General features: G+C 37.1%; 24 protein-coding genes. All 24 read left to right on the forward strand.

Features of this window, described 5'->3' with window-relative positions; all coding sequences use genetic code 11:
* The first annotated feature begins 424 nt into the window (after positions 1-424).
* The 24 genes from acpP (at position 425) to hslU (ending at position 25,824) form a co-directional block, all read left to right on the forward strand.
* A complete protein-coding gene (gene acpP / locus ACN6MX_RS05215; RefSeq protein WP_419961603.1) occupies positions 425-661 on the forward strand; it encodes an acyl carrier protein in 237 nt (78 codons plus the stop codon).
* A gap of 287 nt (positions 662-948) precedes the next feature.
* A complete protein-coding gene (rnc, locus tag ACN6MX_RS05220) occupies positions 949-1,707 on the forward strand; it encodes a ribonuclease III (protein ID WP_419961604.1) in 759 nt (252 codons plus the stop codon).
* 3 nt (positions 1,708-1,710) lie between these two features.
* A complete protein-coding gene (gene smc, locus ACN6MX_RS05225; RefSeq protein ID WP_419961605.1) occupies positions 1,711-5,265 on the forward strand; it encodes a chromosome segregation protein SMC in 3,555 nt (1,184 codons plus the stop codon).
* 13 nt (positions 5,266-5,278) lie between these two features.
* Entirely contained in the window at positions 5,279-6,298 is a 1,020-nt protein-coding gene (gene ftsY, locus ACN6MX_RS05230; protein ID WP_419961606.1) for a signal recognition particle-docking protein FtsY, read from the forward strand.
* A 252-nt stretch (positions 6,299-6,550) separates the two neighbouring features.
* Positions 6,551-6,880: a putative DNA-binding protein gene (locus ACN6MX_RS05235; RefSeq protein ID WP_419961607.1), complete on the forward strand. Its 330-nt coding sequence runs from the start codon at positions 6,551-6,553 to the stop codon at positions 6,878-6,880.
* Positions 6,881-6,893: 13 nt separating this feature from the next.
* Positions 6,894-8,249: a signal recognition particle protein gene (ffh, locus tag ACN6MX_RS05240; RefSeq protein WP_419961608.1), complete on the forward strand. Its 1,356-nt coding sequence runs from the start codon at positions 6,894-6,896 to the stop codon at positions 8,247-8,249.
* A 93-nt stretch (positions 8,250-8,342) separates the two neighbouring features.
* The gene (rpsP, locus tag ACN6MX_RS05245) at positions 8,343-8,615 is read left to right on the forward strand and encodes a 30S ribosomal protein S16 (RefSeq protein ID WP_093535196.1); all 273 of its coding nucleotides are present in this window, start codon (positions 8,343-8,345) and stop codon (positions 8,613-8,615) included.
* Positions 8,616-8,629: 14 nt separating this feature from the next.
* Complete coding sequence (locus ACN6MX_RS05250) at positions 8,630-8,863, forward strand: KH domain-containing protein (RefSeq protein WP_419961609.1); 234 nt, start codon at positions 8,630-8,632, stop codon at positions 8,861-8,863.
* A gap of 603 nt (positions 8,864-9,466) precedes the next feature.
* Complete coding sequence (gene rimM / locus ACN6MX_RS05255; RefSeq protein ID WP_419961610.1) at positions 9,467-9,985, forward strand: ribosome maturation factor RimM; 519 nt, start codon at positions 9,467-9,469, stop codon at positions 9,983-9,985.
* On the forward strand, positions 9,985-10,713 hold the full coding sequence (gene trmD / locus ACN6MX_RS05260; RefSeq protein ID WP_419962558.1) for a tRNA (guanosine(37)-N1)-methyltransferase TrmD: 729 nt from the start codon (positions 9,985-9,987) through the stop codon (positions 10,711-10,713). The genes rimM and trmD overlap by 1 nt, the downstream gene beginning before the upstream one ends.
* A 138-nt stretch (positions 10,714-10,851) precedes the next feature.
* Entirely contained in the window at positions 10,852-11,196 is a 345-nt protein-coding gene (gene rplS / locus ACN6MX_RS05265) for a 50S ribosomal protein L19 (protein ID WP_093535190.1), read from the forward strand.
* Positions 11,197-11,697: 501 nt separating this feature from the next.
* On the forward strand, positions 11,698-12,261 hold the full coding sequence (gene lepB / locus ACN6MX_RS05270; protein ID WP_419961611.1) for a signal peptidase I: 564 nt from the start codon (positions 11,698-11,700) through the stop codon (positions 12,259-12,261).
* Between the two features lie 15 nt (positions 12,262-12,276).
* Complete coding sequence (gene ylqF, locus ACN6MX_RS05275) at positions 12,277-13,128, forward strand: ribosome biogenesis GTPase YlqF (protein WP_419961612.1); 852 nt, start codon at positions 12,277-12,279, stop codon at positions 13,126-13,128.
* A gap of 137 nt (positions 13,129-13,265) precedes the next feature.
* The gene (locus tag ACN6MX_RS05280; protein ID WP_419961613.1) at positions 13,266-14,039 is read left to right on the forward strand and encodes a ribonuclease HII; all 774 of its coding nucleotides are present in this window, start codon (positions 13,266-13,268) and stop codon (positions 14,037-14,039) included.
* Positions 14,040-14,043: 4 nt separating this feature from the next.
* Positions 14,044-15,903 (forward strand): hypothetical protein, encoded by a 1,860-nt coding sequence (locus tag ACN6MX_RS05285; RefSeq protein ID WP_419961614.1) that lies wholly within the window; start codon positions 14,044-14,046, stop codon positions 15,901-15,903.
* A complete protein-coding gene (locus ACN6MX_RS05290) occupies positions 15,900-16,187 on the forward strand; it encodes an EscU/YscU/HrcU family type III secretion system export apparatus switch protein (protein ID WP_419961615.1) in 288 nt (95 codons plus the stop codon). Before ACN6MX_RS05285 ends, ACN6MX_RS05290 begins: the two co-directional genes overlap by 4 nt.
* 128 nt (positions 16,188-16,315) lie before the next feature.
* Positions 16,316-17,476: an ADP-forming succinate--CoA ligase subunit beta gene (gene sucC / locus ACN6MX_RS05295; RefSeq protein ID WP_419961616.1), complete on the forward strand. Its 1,161-nt coding sequence runs from the start codon at positions 16,316-16,318 to the stop codon at positions 17,474-17,476.
* A gap of 18 nt (positions 17,477-17,494) precedes the next feature.
* A complete protein-coding gene (gene sucD / locus ACN6MX_RS05300; RefSeq protein ID WP_419961617.1) occupies positions 17,495-18,397 on the forward strand; it encodes a succinate--CoA ligase subunit alpha in 903 nt (300 codons plus the stop codon).
* Positions 18,398-18,503: 106 nt separating this feature from the next.
* On the forward strand, positions 18,504-19,385 hold the full coding sequence (gene dprA, locus ACN6MX_RS05305; RefSeq protein ID WP_419961618.1) for a DNA-processing protein DprA: 882 nt from the start codon (positions 18,504-18,506) through the stop codon (positions 19,383-19,385).
* 110 nt (positions 19,386-19,495) lie between these two features.
* Positions 19,496-21,571 (forward strand): type I DNA topoisomerase, encoded by a 2,076-nt coding sequence (topA, locus tag ACN6MX_RS05310; protein WP_419961619.1) that lies wholly within the window; start codon positions 19,496-19,498, stop codon positions 21,569-21,571.
* A 15-nt stretch (positions 21,572-21,586) separates the two neighbouring features.
* On the forward strand, positions 21,587-22,897 hold the full coding sequence (gene trmFO, locus ACN6MX_RS05315; protein WP_419961620.1) for an FADH(2)-oxidizing methylenetetrahydrofolate--tRNA-(uracil(54)-C(5))-methyltransferase TrmFO: 1,311 nt from the start codon (positions 21,587-21,589) through the stop codon (positions 22,895-22,897).
* Positions 22,898-22,968: 71 nt separating this feature from the next.
* Positions 22,969-23,868: a tyrosine recombinase XerC gene (gene xerC, locus ACN6MX_RS05320; protein WP_419962559.1), complete on the forward strand. Its 900-nt coding sequence runs from the start codon at positions 22,969-22,971 to the stop codon at positions 23,866-23,868.
* 19 nt (positions 23,869-23,887) lie between these two features.
* Positions 23,888-24,436 carry an ATP-dependent protease subunit HslV gene (hslV, locus tag ACN6MX_RS05325; protein WP_211893615.1) on the forward strand — a complete coding sequence of 183 codons (549 nt, stop codon included), beginning with the start codon at positions 23,888-23,890 and terminating at the stop codon, positions 24,434-24,436.
* Positions 24,433-25,824: an HslU--HslV peptidase ATPase subunit gene (gene hslU / locus ACN6MX_RS05330; RefSeq protein ID WP_419961621.1), complete on the forward strand. Its 1,392-nt coding sequence runs from the start codon at positions 24,433-24,435 to the stop codon at positions 25,822-25,824. The genes hslV and hslU overlap by 4 nt, the downstream gene beginning before the upstream one ends.
* Positions 25,825-25,839: the final 15 nt, after the last annotated feature.

A 25,839-nucleotide genomic window follows, 5' to 3' on the forward strand; every position in this document is an offset into this window, starting at 1 on the left:
AATCTATTTTAAAGATTAAGTATAAAAAATGTAGCATGAATACTGAGTTTATAGAACTTTTAAGAATGAAAGATACTACTGATTTCCGCGGGCGAGGCCGAGCCTCGGGCCAACAGGATGTTGGTCATGAAGGAGTTGCCACATTTCACTACAATCAATTAAGTGAGTGGTACTCCACCTATAGATTGAGTATAGCCTCTTGCTAGTGACGAGAAGATTGAAGCCGTGCCCACGGAAAAGCGTCCGCTCGGAGCGGAAGGCAACGGCATATCTACTTTTCTGTTCTTCAAGGACCAGAAGTCTTTTTGCCCGTTATTTTAAAGCTGATTTCACTTGCAGAATTCAACAGTTTTATGTATAAATTTCAGTATCCCTTTCATTAGGTAGTAGGATTTTGTATAATCATTGAGGGGAGGTGACAAATGTGTCAACTGTTTTAGAACGCGTAACTAAAGTAATCATTGATCGTCTAGGAGTAGATGAAAGCGAAATAAAATTAGAAGCATCTTTTCGTGAAGATTTAGGTGCTGATTCTCTAGATGTGGTAGAATTAGTAATGGAATTAGAAGATGAATTCGATATGGAAATTTCAGATGAAGATGCTGAACAAATTTCAACTGTAGGTAGTGCAGTTAAGTATATTGAAAGCAAACAAGGTTAAGTTTTATTTAGCTGAATTGTCCAGACGCCAGTGCCTAGCCCTTCGAGTTGCTTCAGGCTTTCGATAAAGGCAAAGAGCGCCTTTATGCGAAATCCTTCTAGCGCTTTTTAGGGCTAACATAGGCACTTGCGCTTTTCGGAAGAAAGCTACATAAAATCTAATAGAAGCAGAGACGTTCTACTTATTCCATGTGAATAGTACAGAACGTCTCTATTTCTTTTTGCACATTAGTTTAGAAACGGGTAAACTTAGAAGGACATATGATAAGTGAGAAAGGCAGATAATTCATGAAAGTAAATCATAAAAAAAATAATACACGTAAGGCAGTTTTTTCAGAAACTGTAAAAGAACAATTTGAGCAGTTTCAGGAGCATTTTCAGATTAGGTTTCAAAACTCAATATTATTGTATCAAGCCTTTACCCATTCATCTTATGTGAATGAGCATCGACGGAAATTTTTTACCGATAACGAACGTTTAGAGTTCCTTGGAGACGCAGTATTGGAATTGTCTGTTTCTCAATATTTATTTCAACAGTATACAGGTATGAGTGAAGGAGAGTTAACTAAACTTCGAGCAGCGATCGTTTGTGAGCCTTCACTTGTCTTATTTGCAAATGAGTTAAACTTTGGCAAATATGTATTGCTAGGAAAAGGGGAGGAACTGACAGGAGGTCGTGAAAGACCGGCGCTTCTAGCAGACGTTTTTGAAGCTTTTATCGGTGCATTATACTTAGATCAGGGATTAGAAACAGTTATAGAGTTTTTAGAAAAAGTTGTTTTCCCTAAAATTGAACTCGGTGCTTTTTCGCATGTGATGGATTATAAAAGTCAATTACAAGAAATTATTCAACAACAAAATAATGGTACATTAAGCTATGAAATTGTAGAGGAAAAAGGTCCGGCCCATAATCGTACTTTTGTTTCTCGGGTTATTTTAAACACTAAAGAATTGGGTATCGGAAATGGTCGTTCCAAAAAAGAGGCAGAACAACAAGCTGCAAGACTTGCTATACTCGCATTAAAGGATTCAGAACAGGAGGAATAATCATTGTTCCTTAAAAGATTGGAAATAGTTGGATTTAAGTCGTTTGCAGACCGAATAGGAATTGATTTTGTTCCTGGGGTAACTGCAGTAGTAGGACCAAATGGTAGTGGAAAAAGCAATGTTACAGACGCAATTAGATGGGTGTTAGGTGAGCAATCTGCTAAATCCCTACGAGGTGCAAAAATGGAGGATGTCATTTTTGCTGGAAGTGATTCTAGAAAAGCCTTGAACTTTGCGGAAGTGACCTTGATATTAGATAACGCAGATCAACGAGTTGCTCTTGATTTTGCGGAAATTAGTGTGACTAGAAGGGTATTTCGTTCGGGAGACAGTGAATATCTGTTAAACAAACAAACATGTAGGCTAAAGGATATTACCGATTTATTTATGGATTCGGGGCTTGGAAAAGAAGCTTTTTCTATTATTTCCCAAGGACGAGTCGATGAAATATTAAATAGTCGGCCAGAAGATCGTCGTACGATTTTTGAGGAAACTGCGGGTGTCCTAAGGTATAAGCAGCGTAAAAAGAAAGCTGAATTCAAGCTGATTGAAACAGATGATAACTTAAACCGTGTGTTAGATATTTTGCATGAATTGGATGGTCGTATGGAGCCACTGCAAATCCAGTCTTCTTTGGCATCCGATTATTTAATGATGTCGGAAGAGCTTAAGGATATTGAAATTGCAGTAATTTCCCATGATTTAAGACTATTTGTTCAAGAGAATATAGAATTACAAAAAAAACTAGAAGAACTCCAGCAAATCAAACAGTCTTTGCTATTACAAATTGATGAATTGGAAAAAAATATTCAACAACATAGAAAAGTAATGTCTGATATCGATGAAAAGTTAGATACAGAGCAAAGCGAACTAGTAGAGTCAAGTTCTGAGCTAGAACGTTTAGAAGGCAGAAAACTGCTTTTGGCAGAGAAACAGCAAAATGCCAGTCAGCAAATATCGCAGCTAAAAAAAGCGCTGGAAGAAGAACAACAAAAAGTTCAAACACTAGCAGAGCAATTGAAAACAAATAGTATAGCCAAATCAGAAAAACTAGCTCAACTTAAAGAGCTTCGTGCCAAGAAAGTTCAAATCGATCATGTGTTAAGTAAATCAGCTTCCGAAATGGAAGAGGAAATTGAAGATTTGAAAAGTACTTATATCGATTTGTTAAATGAAGAAGCGACGATGAAAAACGAAATGAAGCATATGGAGCAACAACTTCACTTTGAATTAGTTTCTTCTGAAAAAATGATTTCAGATTATCAGGAGATTAAAGACGAATTAGAAAAACTAACGATCCGCAAAAATGAATTAGATCCATTATTGGCAAATTGCCAAAAGGAGCTACAACAAAAACTTGCGGATTATAAAACCAAACGAGAAGTTTCAGACCGTTTGGAAGGCTCATTCGAAGAACAACAAACAATGCTTCAAAAAGCCTATCAAATGAAGCATCAAATGCAAGCAAGAAGAGATTCATTGGAAGAGTTAGAATCTGAGTTTTCAGGGTTTTTCCAAGGAGTTAAAGAGGTTCTAATTGCACGAGATAAAAAGGAACTAAAAGGCATTCACGGGGCAGTTGCAGAGCTAATTCAAATACCAGAATCGTATATGACTGCAATTGATACTGCTATTGGACCCCAATCTCAGCATATAATTACAGATAGTAGCCAGGATGCCAGAATTGCAATAGATTGGTTAAAAAAGAAAAGAGTAGGTCGAGCAACATTCCTACCGCTACAGGTTATGAAATCTCGTAAACTAAATGAATATACACTAGATTCTATTAAGGATCATCCGTCTTTTGTCGATACGGCAGATAAACTTGTAAATTATTTAGATGGTTATCAAATTATTGTAGAAAATCTACTTGGTAATATTATTATTGCCAAAGATTTAAAAGGAGCCAATGAAATGGCTGCCCGGCTGCAATATAAATTCCGTTTCGTTACTTTAGATGGTGATGTAGTGAATGCGGGAGGTTCTTTAACAGGGGGATCTGTTAAACAGCAATCTTCTTTATTTACTCGTAAAGCAGAGCTAGAACAACTAAATGTTAAACTGGTGGAATTAGAAAAATCCGTTTTAGAAGCCGAAGTTTCTGTTTCCAAAAGAAAGCAAGAAGTACAAGAATTGAAAAAAGATCTTGAAGAAACTCGACTCTTTGGAGAACAACTAAGAGAACTAGAACACAAACTACTCTCAGAAACTAGAGAATGTGCCGCAATAATTTCTAGATTGACGAGTCAATTATTGGAGTATGATGAAGAAAAAACAGAAAAGAATCATCTCCATGAAGGCTTAGTTCGAAAAAAAGAACAAACTGCTTCCAGAAGCGCAGAAATTAACGAGTCATTGACTTCTATTCAGAAAACAATCGACGAATTACAAATATTGAAACAACAATCTCTACAGGAAAAAGATAAATTCCAAAATGAATTAGGTGAATTACTATCTCTGATCGCAGTGGTCAATGAACAAATTTCTCAACTAGAGAAGGAAAATATTCTTTTAGATCAATCTAGCGCATCGAGTACACAAAAAGTGGCAACCTTACAAAAGGAAATTGCCTGGTATGAAAATGATGACCAAGGTGGAACATCTCCTGAAGAATTGCTGAAACTAATAGAACAGCATAAATTGAAAAAAGAACATTTGGTTGTCCAAATTCAATCAGGTAGAACTAAGCGAACGGGACTTGCACAAACAATTTTACAAGCAGAGATTACATTTAAGCAATTACAGCAACAAGCTAATATACAACTTACAGAAGAACGTACATTAGATATAAAACAAAGTAAAATAGAAGTAGAAATGAAAACTTTACAAAATCATTTAGAAGAAGCATATGAAATGACATTGGAAGAAGCTGAGCGGGATTATCCATTTGAAATGGAAGAAGATCTAGCTCGTAAAAAGGTTAAATTATTGAGACGCTCTATTGAGGAATTAGGTCCGATAAATCTTAGTTCGATTCAGGAATATGAACAAGTAAATGAACGCCATTCATTCTTGACAGAACAAAGAGAAGATCTGTTATCTGCTCAAGAAACATTGCATGAGGTTATCAAAGAAATGGATGAAGAGATGACAATTCGTTTTGAAACAACCTTCAATGAAATCAGGCGTCATTTTAAAGTGGTGTTCCGAGAATTATTTGGTGGTGGTCAGGCAGATTTAGTATTAACTGATCCCTCCTCATTACTTGATACGGGCATCGATATTCTAGCCCAACCCCCAGGAAAAAAACTACAAAACCTTTCTTTATTATCTGGTGGGGAACGAGCGCTAACTGCCATTGCTTTACTATTTTCTATTTTACGTACACGCCCAGTTCCATTTTGTATTTTGGATGAAGTAGAAGCAGCGTTGGATGAAGCTAACGTAACTCGATATAGCGATTATTTGAGAAAATTCAGTCATGATACGCAGTTTATCGTTATTACACATCGTAAGGGAACAATGGAGGGAGCAGACGTCCTGTATGGTATTACAATGCAGGAATCTGGTATATCTAAATTAGTTTCTGTTAAATTAGAAGCGGAATTAGTAACTTAAAAGGAGTTTATATATGAGCTTTTTTAAAAAATTTAAAGAAAAAATGTTAGGCTCTACACCAGAAGCGGAAGAAACAGTTTCGATTACAAATAAGTTTAAGGAAGGTCTTTCTAAGACAAGAAACCAATTTACGTCAAGGGTCAATGATTTAGTTGCCAAATATCGTAAAGTGGACGAAGACTTTTTTGAGGAACTGGAGGAAATTTTACTTCAAGCAGATGTAGGCTTTGAAACAGTGACAGAATTGATGGATTCATTGCGATTTGAAGTACAACGTAAAAATATTAAAGATACTTCCGGAATTCAATCGGTTATTTCTGAGAAACTAGTAGACATTTATAATGCTGGAGAAGACGACATAACGGAACTTGAACTAGAAGAAAGTGGATTATCTGTTATTTTGTTTGTTGGTGTAAACGGTGTTGGTAAAACAACGACTATCGGAAAACTTGCTCATCGTTTAAAAGGCGAAGGGAAAAATGTCATGCTAGCGGCTGGAGATACTTTCCGTGCAGGAGCAATTGACCAGCTTCAAGTCTGGGGAGACAGAGTGGGAGTTGAAGTTATTAAGCAATCTGAAGGCTCAGATCCTGCTGCTGTGATGTACGATGCGGTAAGAGCTGCTAAATCACGTGGTGTGGATGTATTGATCTGTGATACTGCAGGTAGATTGCAAAACAAAGTAAACTTAATGAATGAGCTTGAAAAAATTCATCGGGTAATTTCTCGCGAGATACCTGATGCTCCGCATGAGGTGCTCCTTGCTCTTGATGCTACTACTGGGCAAAATGCACTCGTTCAAGCACAGACATTTAAAGAAGTTACGAATGTAACTGGGATTGTCTTAACGAAGCTAGACGGTACTGCAAAAGGTGGTATCGTGCTTGCAATACGCAATAAACTTCATATCCCGGTAAAGTTTGTTGGTTTAGGGGAACAAATGGATGACTTGCAACCATTTGATGCTGAAAAGTATGTATATGGGCTTTTTGCCGATGGATTGGATTTAGAGGAAGAAGAGTCAGACAAGTAATTTTACTTGACAGAAGTCGCTTCTCTTACTAAACTATAGTATGACAAGTAATTATATAGTTGTTGTACACTCATAATCACTAGCCTCCGGCGGATGTCACAGATTTTGGAAGGATTAAAAAGGATGTTAGTCTAAATTGATCGCGTCTATGCGACAACGGCTAACTGACCTGCATCACACAGGCCCCAACACAATTCAAAATCTGGACGCAATTACGTCAAGGCGTAATTGATATGGTAAGGAGAGATGGGAATGATTGAAAAAACAACTCGCATGAATTTTCTCTTCGATTTTTACCAAGCTTTACTAACAGATAAACAAAGAAGCTATATGCAACTTTATTATTTAGATGATTTATCCCTTGGAGAAATTGCAGAAGAATATACTATTTCAAGGCAGGCAGTATATGATAATATACGTCGAACTGAAGCTATGCTAGAAGAGTATGAGGAAAAACTTAGCCTGTTTTCTAAATTTCAACGTAGACAAGAAACTGTTGAGAACCTGCTTTTTCTTGTAAAAGATCAATCATCTGAAAAAGAACTGATTCAACTCATTAATCAATTAAAAGAATGGGATTAGGAGGCGAACGAGCATGGCATTTGAAGGATTAGCTGAGCGACTCCAAGGTACACTTCAGAAGATTAAAGGTAAAGGGAAAATTTCTGAAGCCGATGTAAAAGAAATGATGAGAGAAGTCAGGTATGCACTTCTTGAGGCAGACGTTAACTTGAAAGTAGTAAAAGAATTCGTCAAAAATGTATCGGATCGTGCCGTTGGGCAAGACGTGATGAAAAGTTTAACCCCTGGTCAGCAAGTTGTTAAAATCGTTAAAGATGAATTGACTGAACTGATGGGTGGGGAACAAAGTCAAATTGCTTTCTCTACTAGACCCCCGACCGTTATTATGATGGTCGGTTTACAGGGCGCAGGGAAAACAACAACGACAGGTAAATTGGCCAATGTTCTGCGTAAAAAGTATAATAAAAAGCCATTATTGGTTGCTGCGGATATTTATAGACCAGCGGCTGTTCAACAGCTACAAACAATTGGGAAACAGCTTTCATTACCGGTGTTTGCATTAGGAACTGATATTTCTCCCGTTGAAATAGTCAAACAGGCTATAGAGCAAGCTAAGGAAGAACATCATGATGTAGTTATTATCGATACTGCAGGACGTCTTCATATTGATGAGACACTTATGCAGGAGTTAAAGGATATCCGTGCGATTAAAGAGCCTGATGAGGTATTTTTAGTTGTAGATGCAATGACTGGTCAAGATGCAGTCAATGTAGCGAATAACTTTAATGAGGCTATAGGTATTACTGGTGTTGTTTTAACGAAGTTAGATGGAGACACACGTGGTGGTGCTGCACTATCAATTCGTTCCGTTACTCAAAAACCGATTAAATTTGTCGGGATGGGTGAAAAAATGGATGCGTTAGAGCCTTTCCACCCGGAGAGAATGGCTTCTCGAATTTTAGGTATGGGCGATATGATGTCACTTATCGAAAAAGCCCAGGCGAATGTCGATGAAGAACGTGCGAAGGAATTAGAAGAAAAATTCCGCACACAGAGTTTTACATTCGACGATTTCTTAGAACAGATCGGCCAAGTGAAACAAATGGGACCTTTAGATGAAATTCTAAAAATGCTTCCCGGTGCAGGTAAAATCAAAGGATTGGAAAATGCGAAGGTGGACGAAAAACAGATGGATCGTGTAGAAGCCATCATTTATTCGATGACTACGCAAGAAAAAACAACTCCCGAGATTATTAATGGAGCAAGAAAAAAGAGAATTGCTAAAGGATCTGGTACATCTATTCAAGATATAAACAGATTATTAAAACAATTCGAAGATATGAAAAAAATGATGAAACAAATGACCAACATGCAGCAAAAAGGCAAGAAAAAGATGAAAATGCCTGGTCTGGACTCATTGTTTAAGTAAAAAATATAGGGTGTTAAGAAAAAACACTTTACAAACAAATAAAAGCTTGATAATATACTATCTTGTGTGAAACTATTCGGAGGTGCAATGAAAATGGCAGTAAAAATTCGTTTAAAACGTATCGGAGCTAAAAAGTCTCCTTTCTATCGTATTGTAGTAGCAGACTCTCGCTCACCGCGTGATGGTCGTCAAATTGAAACAGTAGGTACTTACAACCCACTTACTAAACCAGCTGAAGTTAAAATTAACGAAGAATTAGCGTTAAAATGGCTTCAAGACGGTGCGAAACCATCTGATACAGTACGTAACTTGTTCTCAGAACAAGGAATTATGGAAAAATTCCATAACGCAAAACTCGGCAAATAATCGGAGGGGACAATGTGAAGCAGCTGATCGAAGCAATCGTTAAACCGATAGTTGATTATCCAGAAAATGTGAGGGTTGAAAAAGATGAAAGTGTAAACCGTATAGTTTATAAACTTTCTGTTCATCCTGAAGATATGGGAAAAGTAATTGGCAAACAAGGGCGTGTCGCGAAAGCAATTCGTACAATTGTTTACTCAGCAGCAGGCAGTCACCAAAAGAAAAAAACATATGTCGACATATTAGATTAAAGGAAGAACAATTTGTTCTTCCTTTTTTGATAGCTAATTATTCAGCGTTTTTGGTATTTATAAGAATTGAATAGAACAGTAATCCTGTTGATTTCCGTTTCAGGTGGACGCTTTCCGCGGGCGTTGCCTTAGCCTCCTCGCTGTTCCCGCTGGAGTCGCCACCTTGCACTGCAATCAATACTGTGAGTAGTGCTCAACTTTTAAATTAAGCAAAGCTTATTGCTAAGATAAAAAGATTAGACTAATTTTTAGTAATCAACTCAAATTACTTGTAATCTTTTATGAATTATAAAAGCTATCCAATAATAGAGGAAAAAGAGAATTTAAATTTATACGATGAAGAAAGAGAAATACGACTTATTTAGGTGATTTAGTATTTAACTTTCTTTATACTAAGGGAATATTGTTGAATGGAGCGCAGAGCGGCGACTCCAGTGGAACAGCACGAGCTGAAGACCCTGGACAGAGCGTAGCGAGGGAAGCGGCTAAAGCCGTGCCCACGGAAAGCGTCCGCTCGGAGCGGAAATCAACGGCATATCTACGTTTTTATTTTTAGAGAACCGGGTCTCTTTGCCAGGTTTTTCTAACTAGGAGGTAATCTTAATGGAATGGTTTAATGTAGGTAAGATAGTAAATACACATGGTATTTGGGGTGAGGTTCGAGTAATCTCTACGACAGACTTTGCAGACGAACGCTATGAAGTTGGAAGTGAGTTAGCTTTACATAAAGCGGATGGCTCTAAACCAATTATGGTTAAAGTGGCAAGTCATCGTCAGCATAAGAACTTTGATTTATTAACTTTTGAAGGATACTCATTGTTGAAGGATGTTGAAGCATTTCGAAATGCAATTTTAAAGGTTTCTGAAAAATATCTTTCTGAGCTAGAAGAGAATGAGTTCTATTTTCACGAAATTATAGGCTGTACAGTAGAATCTACTGAAGGTGAAATCATTGGAACTATTACTGAAATTATTCAAACGGGTGCCAATGATGTTTGGACCGTGAAGCCAGAAAAAGGCAAAAAAGACCATTATATTCCGTATATTGAAGACGTAGTGAAATCAATTGATATTGAACACAAGAAAATCACAATAGAAGTATTGGATGGTTTGCTATCATGATGAATATTCACATTCTTTCTCTTTTTCCTGAAATGTTTACAGGTGTATTTAATTCATCGATTTTGAAAAAGGCTCAAGAAAAGAATGAAGTAGCGATAAATGTAGTGAATTTTCGAGATTACTCTGGCAATAAACATCATCAAGTGGATGACTATCCTTATGGCGGTGGAGCAGGAATGGTGTTAAAGCCAGAACCTATTTTTAATGCCGTAGAGGCTCTTCCTCCTAGTCAAGGACCAACAAGACGCATTATCCTGTTATGTCCGCAGGGAGAGCGTTTTACGCAGAAAAAAGCAGAAGAACTAGCACGAGAAGAAGAGCTTGTTTTTGTTTGTGGTCATTATGAGGGCTATGATGAACGAATTCGAGAGCATCTAGTGACGGATGAAATTTCCATAGGAGATTTTGTTTTAACAGGTGGCGAGCTCGCAGCTATGACTGTGGTAGATAGTGTTGTAAGATTATTGCCGAATGTATTAGGTAACGCAGAATCGCATGAAAAAGATTCTTTTTCTACTGGTTTGCTAGAGCATCCCCATTATACCCGTCCAGTGGAATTTCGGGGGTTTAAAGTTCCGGATGTTTTAATGTCTGGAAACCATGCTGCAATTGATAAGTGGCGAAAAGAACAATCATTAAAAAGAACGTATATGCGCAGACCAGATTTATTGGAGCAGATACAATTTACTTCCGATGAGGAACGTTTATTAAAAGAAATAAAGGGATAGTAAATTTGTAATAATTATTGCATCCAATAATTAGTTGTGTTATATTTTACTATGTGCTTTTATGGAAAGTACTGATTTTGGGTGTTCCGCTGCAACAGCAACTGTGTGTAAGAGCATTCTACAGAAGGAGAGAAAATGATGCAAAACATTATTTCAGAAATCACTAAAGAACAATTACGTTCAGACCTTCCAACATTCCGTCCTGGGGACACAGTTCGTGTTCACGTTAAGGTTGTTGAGGGAACTCGCGAACGTATCCAAATGTACGAAGGAGTTGTAATTAAACGTCGTGGTGGCGGAATCAGCGAAACTTTCACAGTTCGTAAAATTTCATCCGGTGTTGGTGTTGAACGTACATTCCCTGTACACACACCAAAAATTGCAAACTTAGAAGTTACTCGTCGTGGTAAAGTTCGTCGTGCTAAATTGTACTACTTACGTGACCTACGCGGTAAAGCTGCTCGTATTAAAGAGCGTCGTTAATAGCAAAAGTAAATGTTGTAGTAAAGGTGTTTTCACTTTTGCTACAACTTTTTTATTTTGAATATGTTCTAGAATTATAAAATAATGTAATTTTTATCAAACTTACATAATAGACTCATTAAATGGCGTTTTCTATACAGCTCGTTTTAGAGATTAATTTTGTTAACGAAGTTTAGTCATTTATTGGGAATAAAACACAGTTTCTATGGCATATTAAAAGCATGGCAACTCTTTTATGGCCGTTTATTGGCCTTGATATGGCAAATACTTATGCTCATTAGGATCTTGCTTGCTTTACTTTCCGTATAACTTACTCTCTTCTTTCGTTAAATTGCTGACAATGCTGATTTACTTGCGAAACGGGAAATTTATCCATTGAATAATAACTAAGTGTGTTTCATATAAACAATTCAAATAAACAATGAAGAAAATGGACAATAGTTTTTGCTTGAAAAGAGTTTTCCTTGTACAATAAAGACAATAACCAAAGGGGGCAAGTTGATGGAACAAGTAAAAAAAGAAAAGAATGAATTATGGGAGTGGTCAAAAGCTCTATTAATTGCTTTTGGGCTAGCAGCAATAATTCGCTTCTTTTTATTTACACCTATCGTAGTAGACGGCGAATCAATGATGCCTACTTTAGAAAATGGGGATCGTATGGTTGTTAACAAAATCGGCTATATGGTTGGTGAACCAGATCGTTTTGACATAGTCGTATTCCATGCCCCAGAGCAAAAGAATTACATTAAGCGTGTAATCGGGCTCCCCGGTGATCATGTTGAGTATAAAAATGATCAGTTATACATTAATGGTAAAGCAATAGATGAACCTTACCTAGATCAGTACAAAAGTGAAATAGCGGAAGGTACACTTACAGAAGATTTCACTATGGAAGAGACTGCTGCCCTCTTGTATGAGATCCCTAAAGGACAAATTTTTGTTATGGGAGATAACCGAAGATATAGTAAAGACAGTCGACATATCGGCCTGGTCGATATTGACGAAGTGATAGGAAATACAAGCTTGGTTTTCTGGCCAATGAATGAAATTGGCTTGGTGAAGTAAAGAAGGTGGTACGAAATGACAATTCAATGGTTTCCTGGTCATATGGCCAAAGCAAGAAGAGAAGTAACCGAAAACTTAAAATTAGTGGATATCGTTTTCGAATTAATAGATGCCCGGTTACCGCTATCATCTAGAAATCCGATGATAGATGAAGTGATACATCAAAAAACGAGATTGCTCATTTTAAATAAAATGGATATGGCAGATGAAATGCAAACTAAAAAATGGATAGCTTATTTCGAGGGAAAAGGATATCCTGCAGTTGCGATTAACTCTTTAGAAGGAAAAGGACTCCAAACTGTTTTTAAGGCGGCAAAAGAGCTGTTAAAGCCTAAATGGGACCGCATGAAAGATAGAGGCATAAAACCTAGAGCGATACGTGCAATGATTGTTGGTATACCAAATGTGGGTAAATCAACTCTGATTAACCGATTTGCAAAGAAAAATATAGCGAGAACGGGAAATACGCCGGGTGTAACGAAAAAGCAGCAATGGATCAAAGTGGAAAGAGAAATTGAATTGCTGGATACACCAGGTATCCTATGGCCAAAATTCGAGGACCAACAAGTGGGGTATAAGCTTGCGCTCACTGGTGCTATTAAAGACGCGGTGATCAATATGGAGGATTTGGCAGTTTACGGCTTGAACTTTTTGCAAGAACACTATCCAAAACGAATGGAAGAACGTTATCAGGTAAAAGAGGTAAGCGAAGATTTAGTAGAAACATTTGACCAAATTGGAAAGTTAAGAAGATGTTTTATAAATGGTACCGAAATAGATTATGATCAAGTATCGGAACTTATAGTTCGTGACGTTCGTAATTTACATCTAGGTAGATTAACATTTGATTTTGTGGAAGAATATTAAGCGATATACTACCCTTTTTGCCAAATGGTAAAAAGGGTTTTCGCTTTTCAAAAGAAGTATTCATTGTTTGTGAAATTATTCAATATAATACATAATTGTCGATACATAGATTAAGAAATAGAAAGAATGTGAGTGAATTGTTAAGTCTAAAAGAGATCAAAGACAAATTAGAACAATCTAGGGGCTCGGAAGCTTGGATAACCGAGTTAGCACAGGATGAACGAATTGGTGCTCGAAAATTATGGACAAGCTGGAAAAGAAAACAACAGCTGCTTTTTGCAGAACGTCAATCGCATGAAGAAAAAATAGTCTTCGATAGAAGTTATTGTTCTCATACCAATGATTTAGTAGCAGGAGTAGATGAAGCCGGTAGAGGCCCATTGGCTGGTCCGGTAGTGACAGCGGCAGTGATACTTCAAAATGATAAAGAGGATTTAATTGGTCTAGATGATTCTAAACAATTATCAAGAAAAAAGCGAAATGAATTAGCAGAATCTATTCAACAAAATGCAATTGCATATTTTATTCACTTTCAATCAGTTGAAAAAATAGATCAACTAAATATTTATGAAGCAACTAAACAATCCATGACAGAAGCTGTTTTAAGCTTAGAAATAAAACCGAATGTCGTGTTAGTAGATGCGATGAAGTTGCCAATTGACATCGAAACTCATTCTATCGTAAAAGGCGATGCGCAAAGCTTAGCAATTGCAGCGGCATCTATATTAGCAAAAACGGCCCGTGATGAATATATGGATCAGCTACACGAGCAATTTCCAATGTATTTGTTTAACAAACATGCAGGCTATGGCACAAAGCTACATATCGAAATGATCGAGCAATATGGACCAACCCCGCATCATCGAAAAACATTTGAACCGATCAAATCCATCTTAAGAAGAATGAGGTGATAACGTGACTTCGACGTCTTTTTCAACTGTTCAATCACAAATGACTTCGGGAATAACTTCTCAGTTACAAACTCCTATGAAGGAAGGTCAAGTTGTTCACGGTACTATAAAAAAACTGTATCCAAACCAAACTGCAGAAGTCCAAATTGGCAACCAAAAGGTAATAGCAAAATTAGAGACTCCGCTTAAAGCTGGAGATTCGCATTTTTTCCAAGTAGAAAAATCGGCACCTGAATTACAGTTAAAAGTAGTTACTGGTCCTCTTACACAGGGAAATACATTGGCGCAGCAAGGTCAACAGTTATTACAAGCGATGAATCTACCAAAAACAACTGAAATGCAAGCAGCCATACAGTTTTTTATGAAACAGCAATTACCTGTTTCTAAAGAAACATTGATACAAGTAGAGCAGTTATTAAAGCAGCTACCTAAGGATATGACGATGAAAGCGGCGCTCGAGACGATTCAAAAGATAATGGAGATGAAATTGCCTTTAACGACTTCCATGCTACAGACAGTATTGAGCGGTAAATCTACCGATGGATTGCATAATATCCTTCAAAATTTTCAATCTCAATTACAACAAGACCAAACAGTAACACCAGCATTGAAAAATAATATTCTTCTAAATCTGCAAAAGATAGCAGAACCATTTAATGGGCCAGCTGCTGGAGCAATACTTGGTAAACAAGTAGAAATTATTCTAAATCAGCAGCAATCTTTAACTTCACGTCTGCCAATTCTGCAAACATTAAAAGAATCCAATGTTTTACCGCTAACAGCAAGTCTTACGAACCCAACTCCAGTTACTGGAGAACATTCAATCGCGAATTCTGCTGGAGCCCAATTGGTAAAACTTGGACAGGCTGCTCCGACAGAAAAAGGAATAGCAATAGAACAATTACGTAATTGGCTAAGTCAGCAATCTTCATTAACGACAAACCAAAAAAGTGAAGTTTTAGCTTTACTAAAAAATGATAATCAGCCCAACCAGCTATCAGTAGTAAATAATGCACTGACAAAAGTATTTGCTGAGCAAAGCCAACAAGCAATTTTCACTAAGGATATGAATGGTTTAACTCCTAAGGATCATTTAGTGTCATTACTAGGCAAAGGGGCTACAGTCGAATCGATAGCTCAGACTTTACAGCAAATAACAGATATAAGTAAAAATCCTACAAGCGGTAATGTGTTAACTCAAACAATAGTTCAAGCAGAACAACAAATTTTACAGCAATTAGATGGAAAAGCATTCGAGCATGCTATGAAAGAAGTATTGAAATCTCTAGGATTCGGTTATGAAGCGAAACTCGGAAGTAATAACGACGAAATAAGACAATTAGCCTCCCAATTAAAGCCGCAAATTGTTGAACTGTTGCAAAACCAAACTATTTCTACTGCGATTAGAGATAGTGCGGAAACAGTTCTTACCCGCATGAATGGATTGCAAATCCTATCCAATGAAAATGGACCACAGCACCAGCTATTGATGCAAGTTCCATTAGAGTTTTTAGGTAAAAAAATGGATGCTACACTTGAGTGGAATGGCAGGATGAAAGAAAACGGTAAAATTGACTCTAATTTTGCAAGGATAATGTTTTATTTGAAATTAGAAACTTTAGAAGAAACTGTTGTAGATATGCAGGTACAAAATAAAGTAGTATCGATTACTTTATTTAATGATGACCAGGAGTTAGGTCTATTTGCTGAAAAATTGAAAGAAACACTAAAGTTAGGATTATCTTCGGTTGGCTATCAACTATCAGGAGTATTCGTAAAAACTTTCCAAGAACAAAAAATGACTCCTGCTTTGAAGTCAAAAACAAACATGTTTGATAAGCAAGGAGTAGACATTCGTATATGAAAGATGAAAGATATACTCGCAAAGAAGCGGTGGCCATAACATATAATCCTGGGGTTAATGATGCACCAAGGGTAGTTGCTAAAGGAAAAGGTAAGATAGCAGAAAATATTTTAGCTAAAGCAGAAGAGTTCGATGTACCGGTTCAGGAGGATGCCAGTTTAGTAGAACTTCTTGGACAATTAGATATCAATCAATCGATTCCAGAGGAGCTTTATCAAGCTGTAGCAGAGGTCTTTGCTTATATTTATAAAATAGATAAAGAAAAAGGAACTAAAGCTAGATAATTCGACATATAATCTGAATATTTGTTGTTTTAGGTAAATATCATACTTTTGTGGACAAGATGTGACACTTTTAATACAATTAGAAAGGTAGTATATTACTTGACATAAGTTTGATTGGAGGATGTAAGATGAATATCCATGAATATCAAGGTAAACAACTCCTAAGACAATATGGCGTAGCAGTTTCTAACGGGATTGTAGCTTTCTCACCTGAAGAGGCAGTGAAGGCGGCAAAAGAATTAGGATCAAGCGTTATTGTTGTTAAAGCTCAAATTCACGCAGGTGGACGAGGTAAAGCTGGTGGAGTAAAAATCGCGAAAAATCTAGATGAGGTACGTGAATACGCGAAGGAACTATTAGGTAAAGTACTTGTTACTCACCAAACTGGTCCTGAAGGTAAAGAGATTAAACGCTTACTTATCGAAGAAGGAAGCGATATCAAGAAGGAATATTACGTAGGGCTAGTTTTAGACCGTTCAACTTCACGTGTAACATTAATGGGCTCTGAAGAGGGCGGAATGGACATTGAAGAAGTGGCTGCAAATACGCCTGAAAAACTTTTCTATGAAGAAATCGATCCAGTTGTAGGCTTAACGGGCTTCCAAGCACGTCGTATGGCATTTAATATGAATATCCCAGCTAAACTTGTGAACAAAGCAGCTAAATTCATGCTTGGTTTATATCAAGTTTATAAAGAAAAAGATGCTTCAATCGTTGAGATTAACCCATTAGTAGTAACTGCTGATGACAATGTTTTAGCACTTGATGCAAAATTCAACTTCGATGGTAACGCATTATATCGTCATAAAGATATTTTAGAAATGCGTGATTATGATGAAGAGGATCCAAAAGAAATCGAAGCTTCAAAATATGATCTTAGCTATATTTCTTTAGATGGAAATATTGGTTGTATGGTTAATGGAGCAGGACTAGCTATGGCAACAATGGATACAATTAGCTATTACGGCGGATCACCCGCAAACTTCCTTGACGTTGGGGGCGGCGCGACTGCTGAAAAAGTTACAGAAGCATTCAAAATCATCCTTTCTGATAAAAACGTAAAAGGTATTTTTGTTAATATCTTTGGCGGAATTATGAAGTGTGACATTATCGCTGAAGGTGTTATTATTGCAGCGAAAGAGTTAGGTTTAGAAGTACCACTTGTAGTTCGTTTAGAAGGTACTAACGTAGAATTAGGTAAAAAATTATTAAATGAATCTGGCTTAAATATCGTTGCTGCAGATTCAATGGCTGACGGTGCACAAAAAATCGTTAATCTTGTAGGATAAGAGAGGCAGGGACAAAAAGTGAGCGTATATATTAATAAAGATACTAAAGTAATTGTACAAGGAATTACGGGCTCAACTGCTCTTTTCCATACAAAACAAATGTTAGAATATGGAACTAAAATCGTTGCTGGGGTAACACCTGGTAAAGGTGGAACAGAAGTAGAAGGCGTTCCAGTTTTTAATACAGTGGAAGATGCTGTTAAAGCTACTGGCGCTAACGTTTCAGTAATTTATGTTCCAGCACCATTTGCTGCAGATGCAATCTTAGAAGCTGTTGATGCTGATTTAGATATGACTATTTGTATTACTGAGCATATCCCAGTATTAGACATGGTTAACGTTAGACGTTACATGGAAGGTAAGAAAACACGCCTTGTTGGGCCGAACTGTCCGGGTGTTATTACTGCAGATGAATGTAAAATTGGTATTATGCCAGGTTACATCAACACTAAAGGTCATGTAGGAGTAGTTTCACGTTCTGGAACTCTAACTTATGAAGCAGTTCTTCAATTAACTGATGCTGGTATTGGTCAATCTACTTCTGTAGGTATTGGTGGAGATCCAGTTAATGGGACTAACTTCATCGATGTTCTAAAAGAATTCAACGATGACCCTGACACATATGCAGCTGTTATGATTGGGGAAATTGGTGGAACTGCAGAAGAGGAAGCTGCTGAATGGATCAAAGCAAATATGACAAAACCTGTCATTGGATTCATCGGTGGTCAAACTGCACCTCCTGGTAAACGTATGGGTCATGCTGGAGCTATTATTTCCGGTGGACAAGGTACTGCAGAAGGAAAAATCAAAGCAATGGAAGCAGCAGGCATGAAAGTTGCAGCAACTCCATCTGTTATTGGTGAAACTCTAATCGAAGCGATTAAAGAAGCAGGTATTTACGATTCTTGTAAAACACATTAATATTGAAGTACGGCGCATCGAATGGTGTTGCCGTATTTTTTTAAAGTAACTCTGGGCATGTCAGGACAAAAATACTAAACTAGTCATATAATTGAGGAGGAAACCAATGAATAATAGTCAATTTATAAACCGCTTTTTAGCTTTACATTATGTTTTTCCAGTACCTTTAAATAAGCTACAACCTTTACTAGAATATGATCCAAAACTAGATGAATTAGAAAAAATACCCCCGTATTTATTGGCGAAATTATGTAGCATCTCCCTCGAACGCGCAAATAAACTCCAAAAAATATTCCAAGAATTTGTCGAAATTACTATGTATCAAATGTATGAAAAGCACTCGATTATCCCCATTCTTTTTTCCGATCCCAACTATCCTAAAAGTCTATTAAACTTGTACGATCCTCCCGCGGTTATATACGTAAAAGGTAAGTTAGAATTACTTGGCAACCCTAAAAAACTAGCGATTATCGGTTCAAGAGAGGCGACGGAATACACCGCTGAAAGTATCAAAACAATACTTCCACCTTTGATAAATGAAGAGTATGTAATTATTAGTGGTCTCGCTAAGGGAGCAGATACATTGGCACATGAGATCACGATGAGCTTAGGCGGAAAAACGATTGCAGTTCTAGGAACAGGATTATTTCATGTATATCCTAAACAAAACCTTAAATTAGCTAACGAGATGGAGCAAAATCAGTTATTATTAACGGAGTACCCCCCGTATATAACACCACAAAAGTGGAATTTTCCTATGAGAAATCGAATTATTAGTGGGCTTTCCCAAGGTGTAGTTATTACTGAAGCGAAAAAAAAGAGTGGCACAGTTTCCACTATGGAGCATGCATTAGAAAATGGTAAGGAGATTTTTGCGATTCCAGGTTCAATACACTCCCCTCTTTCAATAGGTCCGCATTTGTTAATATTAGAGGGCGCAAAACCAGTCTGGAACGGGCATCAAATACTGGAAGAGTTAAATAAATAAAAAACAAAAAAATGAAAAGTCTTGCTTTTATAAGAAAACTGGTATACATTTTGCAACAGGTATTTGTTTTGAAGATTAAAGCGAGTTACCTTCTATAAGGAGGCAGATTTATGTCGGATTATTTGGTAATTGTTGAATCGCCAGCAAAGGCAAAAACAATAGAAAAATATCTTGGGAAAAAATATAAAGTCAAAGCATCGATTGGCCATGTACGTGACCTTCCTAGAAGTCAAATGGGTGTCGATACGGAAAATAATTACGAACCAAAGTATATAACAATCAGGGGTAAAGGCCCGGTACTACAAGAACTAAAAACAGCAGCAAAAAAAGCAAAGAAAATTTATCTCGCGGCTGACCCCGACAGAGAAGGGGAAGCAATAGCATGGCATTTGGCTAACTCTTTAAATGTAGATGTTGAATCGGATTGCCGAGTTGTATTTAATGAAATTACGAAGGAAGCGATTTTAGAATCCTTTAAACATCCTAGACCTATTAATATGGATCTAGTCGATGCACAACAGGCTAGAAGAATTTTAGACCGACTGGTAGGATACAATATAAGTCCAATTTTATGGAAAAAAGTGAAAAAAGGTCTGTCAGCAGGCCGTGTACAATCAGTAGCTCTTCGATTAATTATTGATCGGGAAAATGAAATTAATAATTTTACACCAGAAGAGTACTGGACAATTGAAGGCCAATTTGATAAAAATAAAAAAGCTTTCGATGCGCTTTATTATGGGAATGAAAAAGAAAAAAGAAAACTTTCTAATGAAGAAGAAGTAAAAGAAGTTCTAAAGCTAATGAAGGGCAAAAATTTTGAAGTTGCTAATGTAGTGAAAAAAGAACGAAAACGTAATCCTGCCCCTTCCTTTACTACATCATCCCTTCAACAGGAAGCAGCAAGAAAACTAAATTTTAGAGCTAGAAAAACAATGATGCTTGCACAGCAATTATATGAGGGAATCGACTTAGGCAAAAAACAAGGAACGGTCGGGTTGATCACCTATATGCGTACGGATTCTACAAGAATCTCGGATAGTGCGAAAGCAGATGCACAGGAATATATCAAAAATGAATTTGGTGCTGAATACATTTCTACGAAGAAGGTAGAAAAGCAATCGAAAAAAGCACAAGATGCCCACGAAGCTGTTCGACCTACTAGTGTTCTAAGAACTCCGAATGAACTAAAAGCGATTCTATCTCGTGATCAACTAAAATTATACAAGCTAATATGGGAACGTTTTATAGCTAGCCAAATGGAATCTGCTATACTAGATACAGTGGCTGTTGACCTTAAAAATGGGGAAGTTTACTTTAGAGCAAATGGCTCCCAAGTTAAATTCCCTGGATTTATGAAGGTGTATGTGGAAGGTTCTGATGATCAAACGGATGACAAAGACAAACTATTACCAGTTTTGGAAGTCGGGGATAAAGTAAAGGCATTATCTATCGATCCGAAGCAACATTTTACTCAGCCTCCTCCAAGATACTCAGAGGCAAGACTTGTGAAAACGTTGGAAGAGTTAGGGATTGGTAGACCTTCTACTTATGCTCCAACTTTAGACACGATTCAAAAACGTGGATATGTAGCTTTAGAGACAAAACGCTTTGTTCCTACCGAGCTTGGAACAATCGTCCATCAGCTTGTATTAGAGTTCTTCCCTGAAATATTAGATATAGAGTTTACTGCCCAGATGGAAAGAGATTTGGATAGTGTAGAAGAGGGACAAGTAAAATGGGTAGAAGTAATCGATGGCTTCTATCAAGATTTCGAGAAGCGTGTCGTATATGCTGACGCTGAGATGGAGAAAATCGTTATTAAAGATGAACCAACAGGGGAAGATTGTGAAAACTGTGGTTCGCCAATGGTTTATAAATTAGGGCGATATGGTAAATTTATGGCATGTAGCAATTTCCCAGAATGTCGTAATACAAAGGCAATTATCAAGGAAATAGGTGTCTCTTGTCGAACGTGTGGAGAAGGGCAGATAGTGGAGCGCAAAAGTAAAACGAAACGTTTGTTTTATGGTTGTAACCAATATCCAACTTGTGAATTCGTTTCTTGGGACAAACCGATTAGCCGACCATGTCCAAAATGCAATGAAATGTTAGTAGAGAAGAAACTGAAAAAAGGTATACAAATACAATGTGTTGCGTGTGATTATAAAGAAGATCCGCAAAGTTAGAAAGAAGGATACGACATGACTGAAATAGTAAACGTTATTGGTGCAGGATTAGCAGGAAGCGAGGCTGCGTGGCAAATAGCTAAAAGAGGTATAAAAGTACGTCTATATGAAATGCGCCCCGTTAAACAAACTCCAGCACATCATACGGACAAATTTGCTGAATTGGTTTGCTCCAATTCACTGAGAGCTAATAATTTAACTAATGCTGTAGGCGTTATTAAAGAAGAAATGCGTATGTTGGACTCGATTATTATACAATCAGCAGATCACAGCAGTGTTCCTGCTGGAGGAGCACTTGCTGTTGACCGACATGATTTCTCTGGAAGAGTTACAGATGCTATACGTAATCATCCGTTAATAGAAATTGTTAATGAGGAAGTGACAGAAATCCCAGAAGGTATTACTGTAATAGCAACTGGCCCATTAACTTCTCCAGCTCTTGCGGAAAAAGTGAAAGAAATGACTGGTCAAGACTACTTGTATTTCTATGATGCTGCAGCTCCGATTGTAGAAAAAGATAGCATTGACATGGATAAAGTTTATCTAAAATCCAGATATGATAAAGGGGAAGCTGCTTATCTAAATTGTCCAATGACTGAGGATGAGTTTAACCGCTTTTATGATGCATTAATAGCAGCGGAAGTAGTGCCATTAAAAGAATTTGAAAAAGAAATTTACTTTGAAGGCTGTATGCCTGTTGAGGTAATGGCTGAGCGTGGGCGGAAGACATTATTATTCGGTCCGATGAAACCTGTAGGCTTAGAAGATCCGAAAACAGGTAAACGTCCATATGCAGTAGTTCAGCTTAGACAAGATGATGGTGCGGGGACGCTTTATAATATTGTTGGTTTCCAGACACATTTAAAATGGGGACCGCAAAAAGAGGTATTAAAGCTAATACCTGGACTTGAAAACGTGGAGATCGTACGCTATGGTGTCATGCATCGTAATACGTTCATTAATTCGCCATATGTTCTAGAACCAACTTATCAGCTAAAAGCAAATAACCAAATTTTCTTTGCCGGTCAAATGACAGGTGTGGAAGGGTATGTGGAGTCAGCAGGTAGTGGATTATTGGCAGGTATTAATGCAGCTAAATTAGCAAAAGGTGAAGAATTAGTCGTACTTCCGGCTGAAACAGCACTTGGAAGCATGGCCAGATATATTACAGAAGCGAATCCAAAAAACTTCCAACCTATGAATATCAACTTTGGTTTATTCCCAGAATTACAGCCAAAAGTCAGAGATAAAAAAGTGAAAATCGAACAATTAGCAAATCGAGCGTTGACGACAATTCAAAATTATATGAAAAATACTGCGTTATAATTGCTAAAAGCCTCTTAAAAGTTGTATACTTTTAGAGGCTTTTACAATGGAGATATACTGGAGTGGAGCTGATAATCATTATAGGGTTAGAAGAACTTCATGCTTTTATGGAATACATACAATTAGAAAGAAATTATTCGAATCTTACAGTTCAGGAGTACGATAAAGATATAAAGCAATTTTTGTCTTTTTTAGACATCGAGGGCGTTACTGATTTAAATGAGGTTGAGTATATTCATGCGAGATTGTATGTGACGAAATTATATGAGGAGAAACTAGCAAGAACTTCTATTTCTAGAAAGATATCCTCTATTCGTTCTTATTATAAATTTCTACATAAAGAATATAATATTCGAGATGACGCATTCCAATCCTTGTTCCATCCCAAAAAAGAAAAAAAACTACCACATTTTTTTTATGAAGAGGAAATCCAGCAGTTGTTTGAAGGAAATAGAGGAACTGATTTTTTATCTATCCGAAATATTGCTATATTAGAATTGTTATATGCGACTGGAATACGTGTGAGTGAACTTACATCGGTTGAATTGCGTCATATAGATAGTAGCTATGGTGTCGTGCGAGTAATGGGGAAAGGTAGAAAAGAGCGGTATGTCCCTGTCGGTGATTATGCATTAGCAGCGATAGATGATTATTTAGTAAATAGTAGACCAAAGCTTATGAAAAAAACATCCCATACATTTTTATTCGTTAATAGTCGTGGTGAGCACTTAACAACAGACGGCGTTAGATATATTTTAAACCAAATGTTGAAAAAAGCTTCTATAAATTCAACTATTTATCCACATATGCTAAGACATACATTCGCTACACATTTATTGAATAATGGAGCAGATCTTAGAAGTGTGCAAGAGCTATTAGGACATTCCAGCTTATCTTCCACACAAATATATACACATGTAACAAAAGAGCATTTACGTAAAACTTATATGAATGCGCATCCGCGTGCGTAAATATTGGAGGTAAATAAAATTGGGTAATATTCATGCAACCACGATATTTGCAGTTAGTCACAATGGTAGTCAGGCAATGGCAGGAGATGGCCAAGTAACGTTAGGAAACCAAGTAGTGATGAAACATACTGCGAAAAAAGTAAGAAGGCTTTTTAACGGGCAAGTTGTAGCAGGTTTTGCTGGCTCTGTAGCAGATGCTTTTACGTTATTTGAAATGTTCGAGGGAAAGCTTTTAGAATATAACGGAAATTTACAAAGAGCAGCAGTTGAGCTTGCCAAACAATGGCGCGGGGACAAAATGCTACGCCAATTAGAGGCCATGCTTCTCGTGATGGATAAAAATAGTCTATTACTTGTTTCCGGAACGGGAGAAGTAATTGAGCCAGATGATGGTATATTAGCTATCGGTTCGGGTGGGAACTATGCGTTAGCTGCCGGTAGAGCTTTAAAGCAATATGCAGGAGAGAATATGACAGCACAAGAAATTGCAAAAGCGGCTCTTACTACAGCTGCGGATATATGTGTATTTACAAACCATCAAATTATTGTGGAGGTATTAGGTGAATGAAGGAAACTAACTTAACCCCAAAACAAATTACTGAGCATTTAAATAAGTACATCGTTGGTCAAGAAGCGGCAAAAAAAGCAGTGGCTGTTGCACTTCGAAATCGGTATCGTCGACAATTATTGGATGAAGAGATGAAAAATGAGGTAATCCCGAAGAATATTCTAATGATTGGACCTACAGGAGTAGGAAAAACAGAAATTGCTAGAAGGATTGCTAAACTAACGAAGGCTCCATTTGTAAAAGTAGAAGCAACGAAATTTACGGAAGTAGGTTACGTCGGTAGAGATGTAGAATCGATGGTAAGAGATTTAGTAGAAGCAGCTATCCGAATAGTTCGAGAGGAAAAGATGGAAGAAGTTAAAGACCAAGCAATTCGTTTAGCAAACGACGCAATCGTTAAACTACTAGTTCCTTCCTTGAAGAAAAAGAACGCCAATTCTAATCCATTCGAAGCATTATTTGGAGGAAAAGAAGAAGATACTGCTGATGTAGAAGATACAGATGTACGTTTAAAACGTTCGCAAATTGCCGAGGATCTAAGAGACGGGAAATTAGAAGACGAGATTATAACTGTCGAGGTTGTTGAACAGACTCCCTCATTATTTGATGCACTACAGCCAGGTGGTATGGAGAGTATGGGGATGAATATGCAAGACGCCTTATCTAATCTAATGCCAAAGAAAAAGAAAAAACGTAAAATGAAAGTAAAAGACGCGCGCAAAGTATTGATGCAAGAAGAAGCGAACAAGTTAATAGACAAAGATGAACTTTCTCAAATAGCAATTGAAAAGACGGAACAAACAGGTATCATATTTATCGATGAAATGGATAAAATAGCAAGTAAAAATGGTGCTGGTTCTTCTGCAGATGTGTCACGAGAAGGTGTTCAACGAGATATTCTACCGATTGTAGAAGGGTCTACAGTTACTACAAAGTATGGTGCAGTAAAAACAGATTATATTTTGTTTATAGCAGCAGGGGCTTTCCATATGGCTAAGCCATCAGATCTAATACCTGAATTACAAGGTCGTTTCCCGATTCGTGTAGAGTTAGAAAAATTGACAAAAGAAGATTTTGTTCGTATTTTAAAAGAGCCCCGCCAATCGCTGATTAAACAATATGAAGCACTATTGGAAACGGAAGGAGTAACAATTACGTTTTCAGAGGAGTCTATTGAAAGAATTGGTGAAATCGCTTATGAAGTCAATCAGGAAACAGATAATATAGGAGCGAGACGTTTACACACCATTCTAGAGAAGATTTTAGAAGAGCTTTCTTTTGAAGCATCTGACATTTCACCAGCTCATATCCAAATTACACCTGCATATATTGACGGAAAACTTGACAATATTGTGAAAAATAGAGATTTATCGCAATTTATTTTGTAAAATCAAATCGAATTA

The sequence above is a fragment of the Psychrobacillus sp. BM2 genome, from assembly GCF_048572895.1.
GTDB lineage: Bacteria > Bacillota > Bacilli > Bacillales_A > Planococcaceae > Psychrobacillus.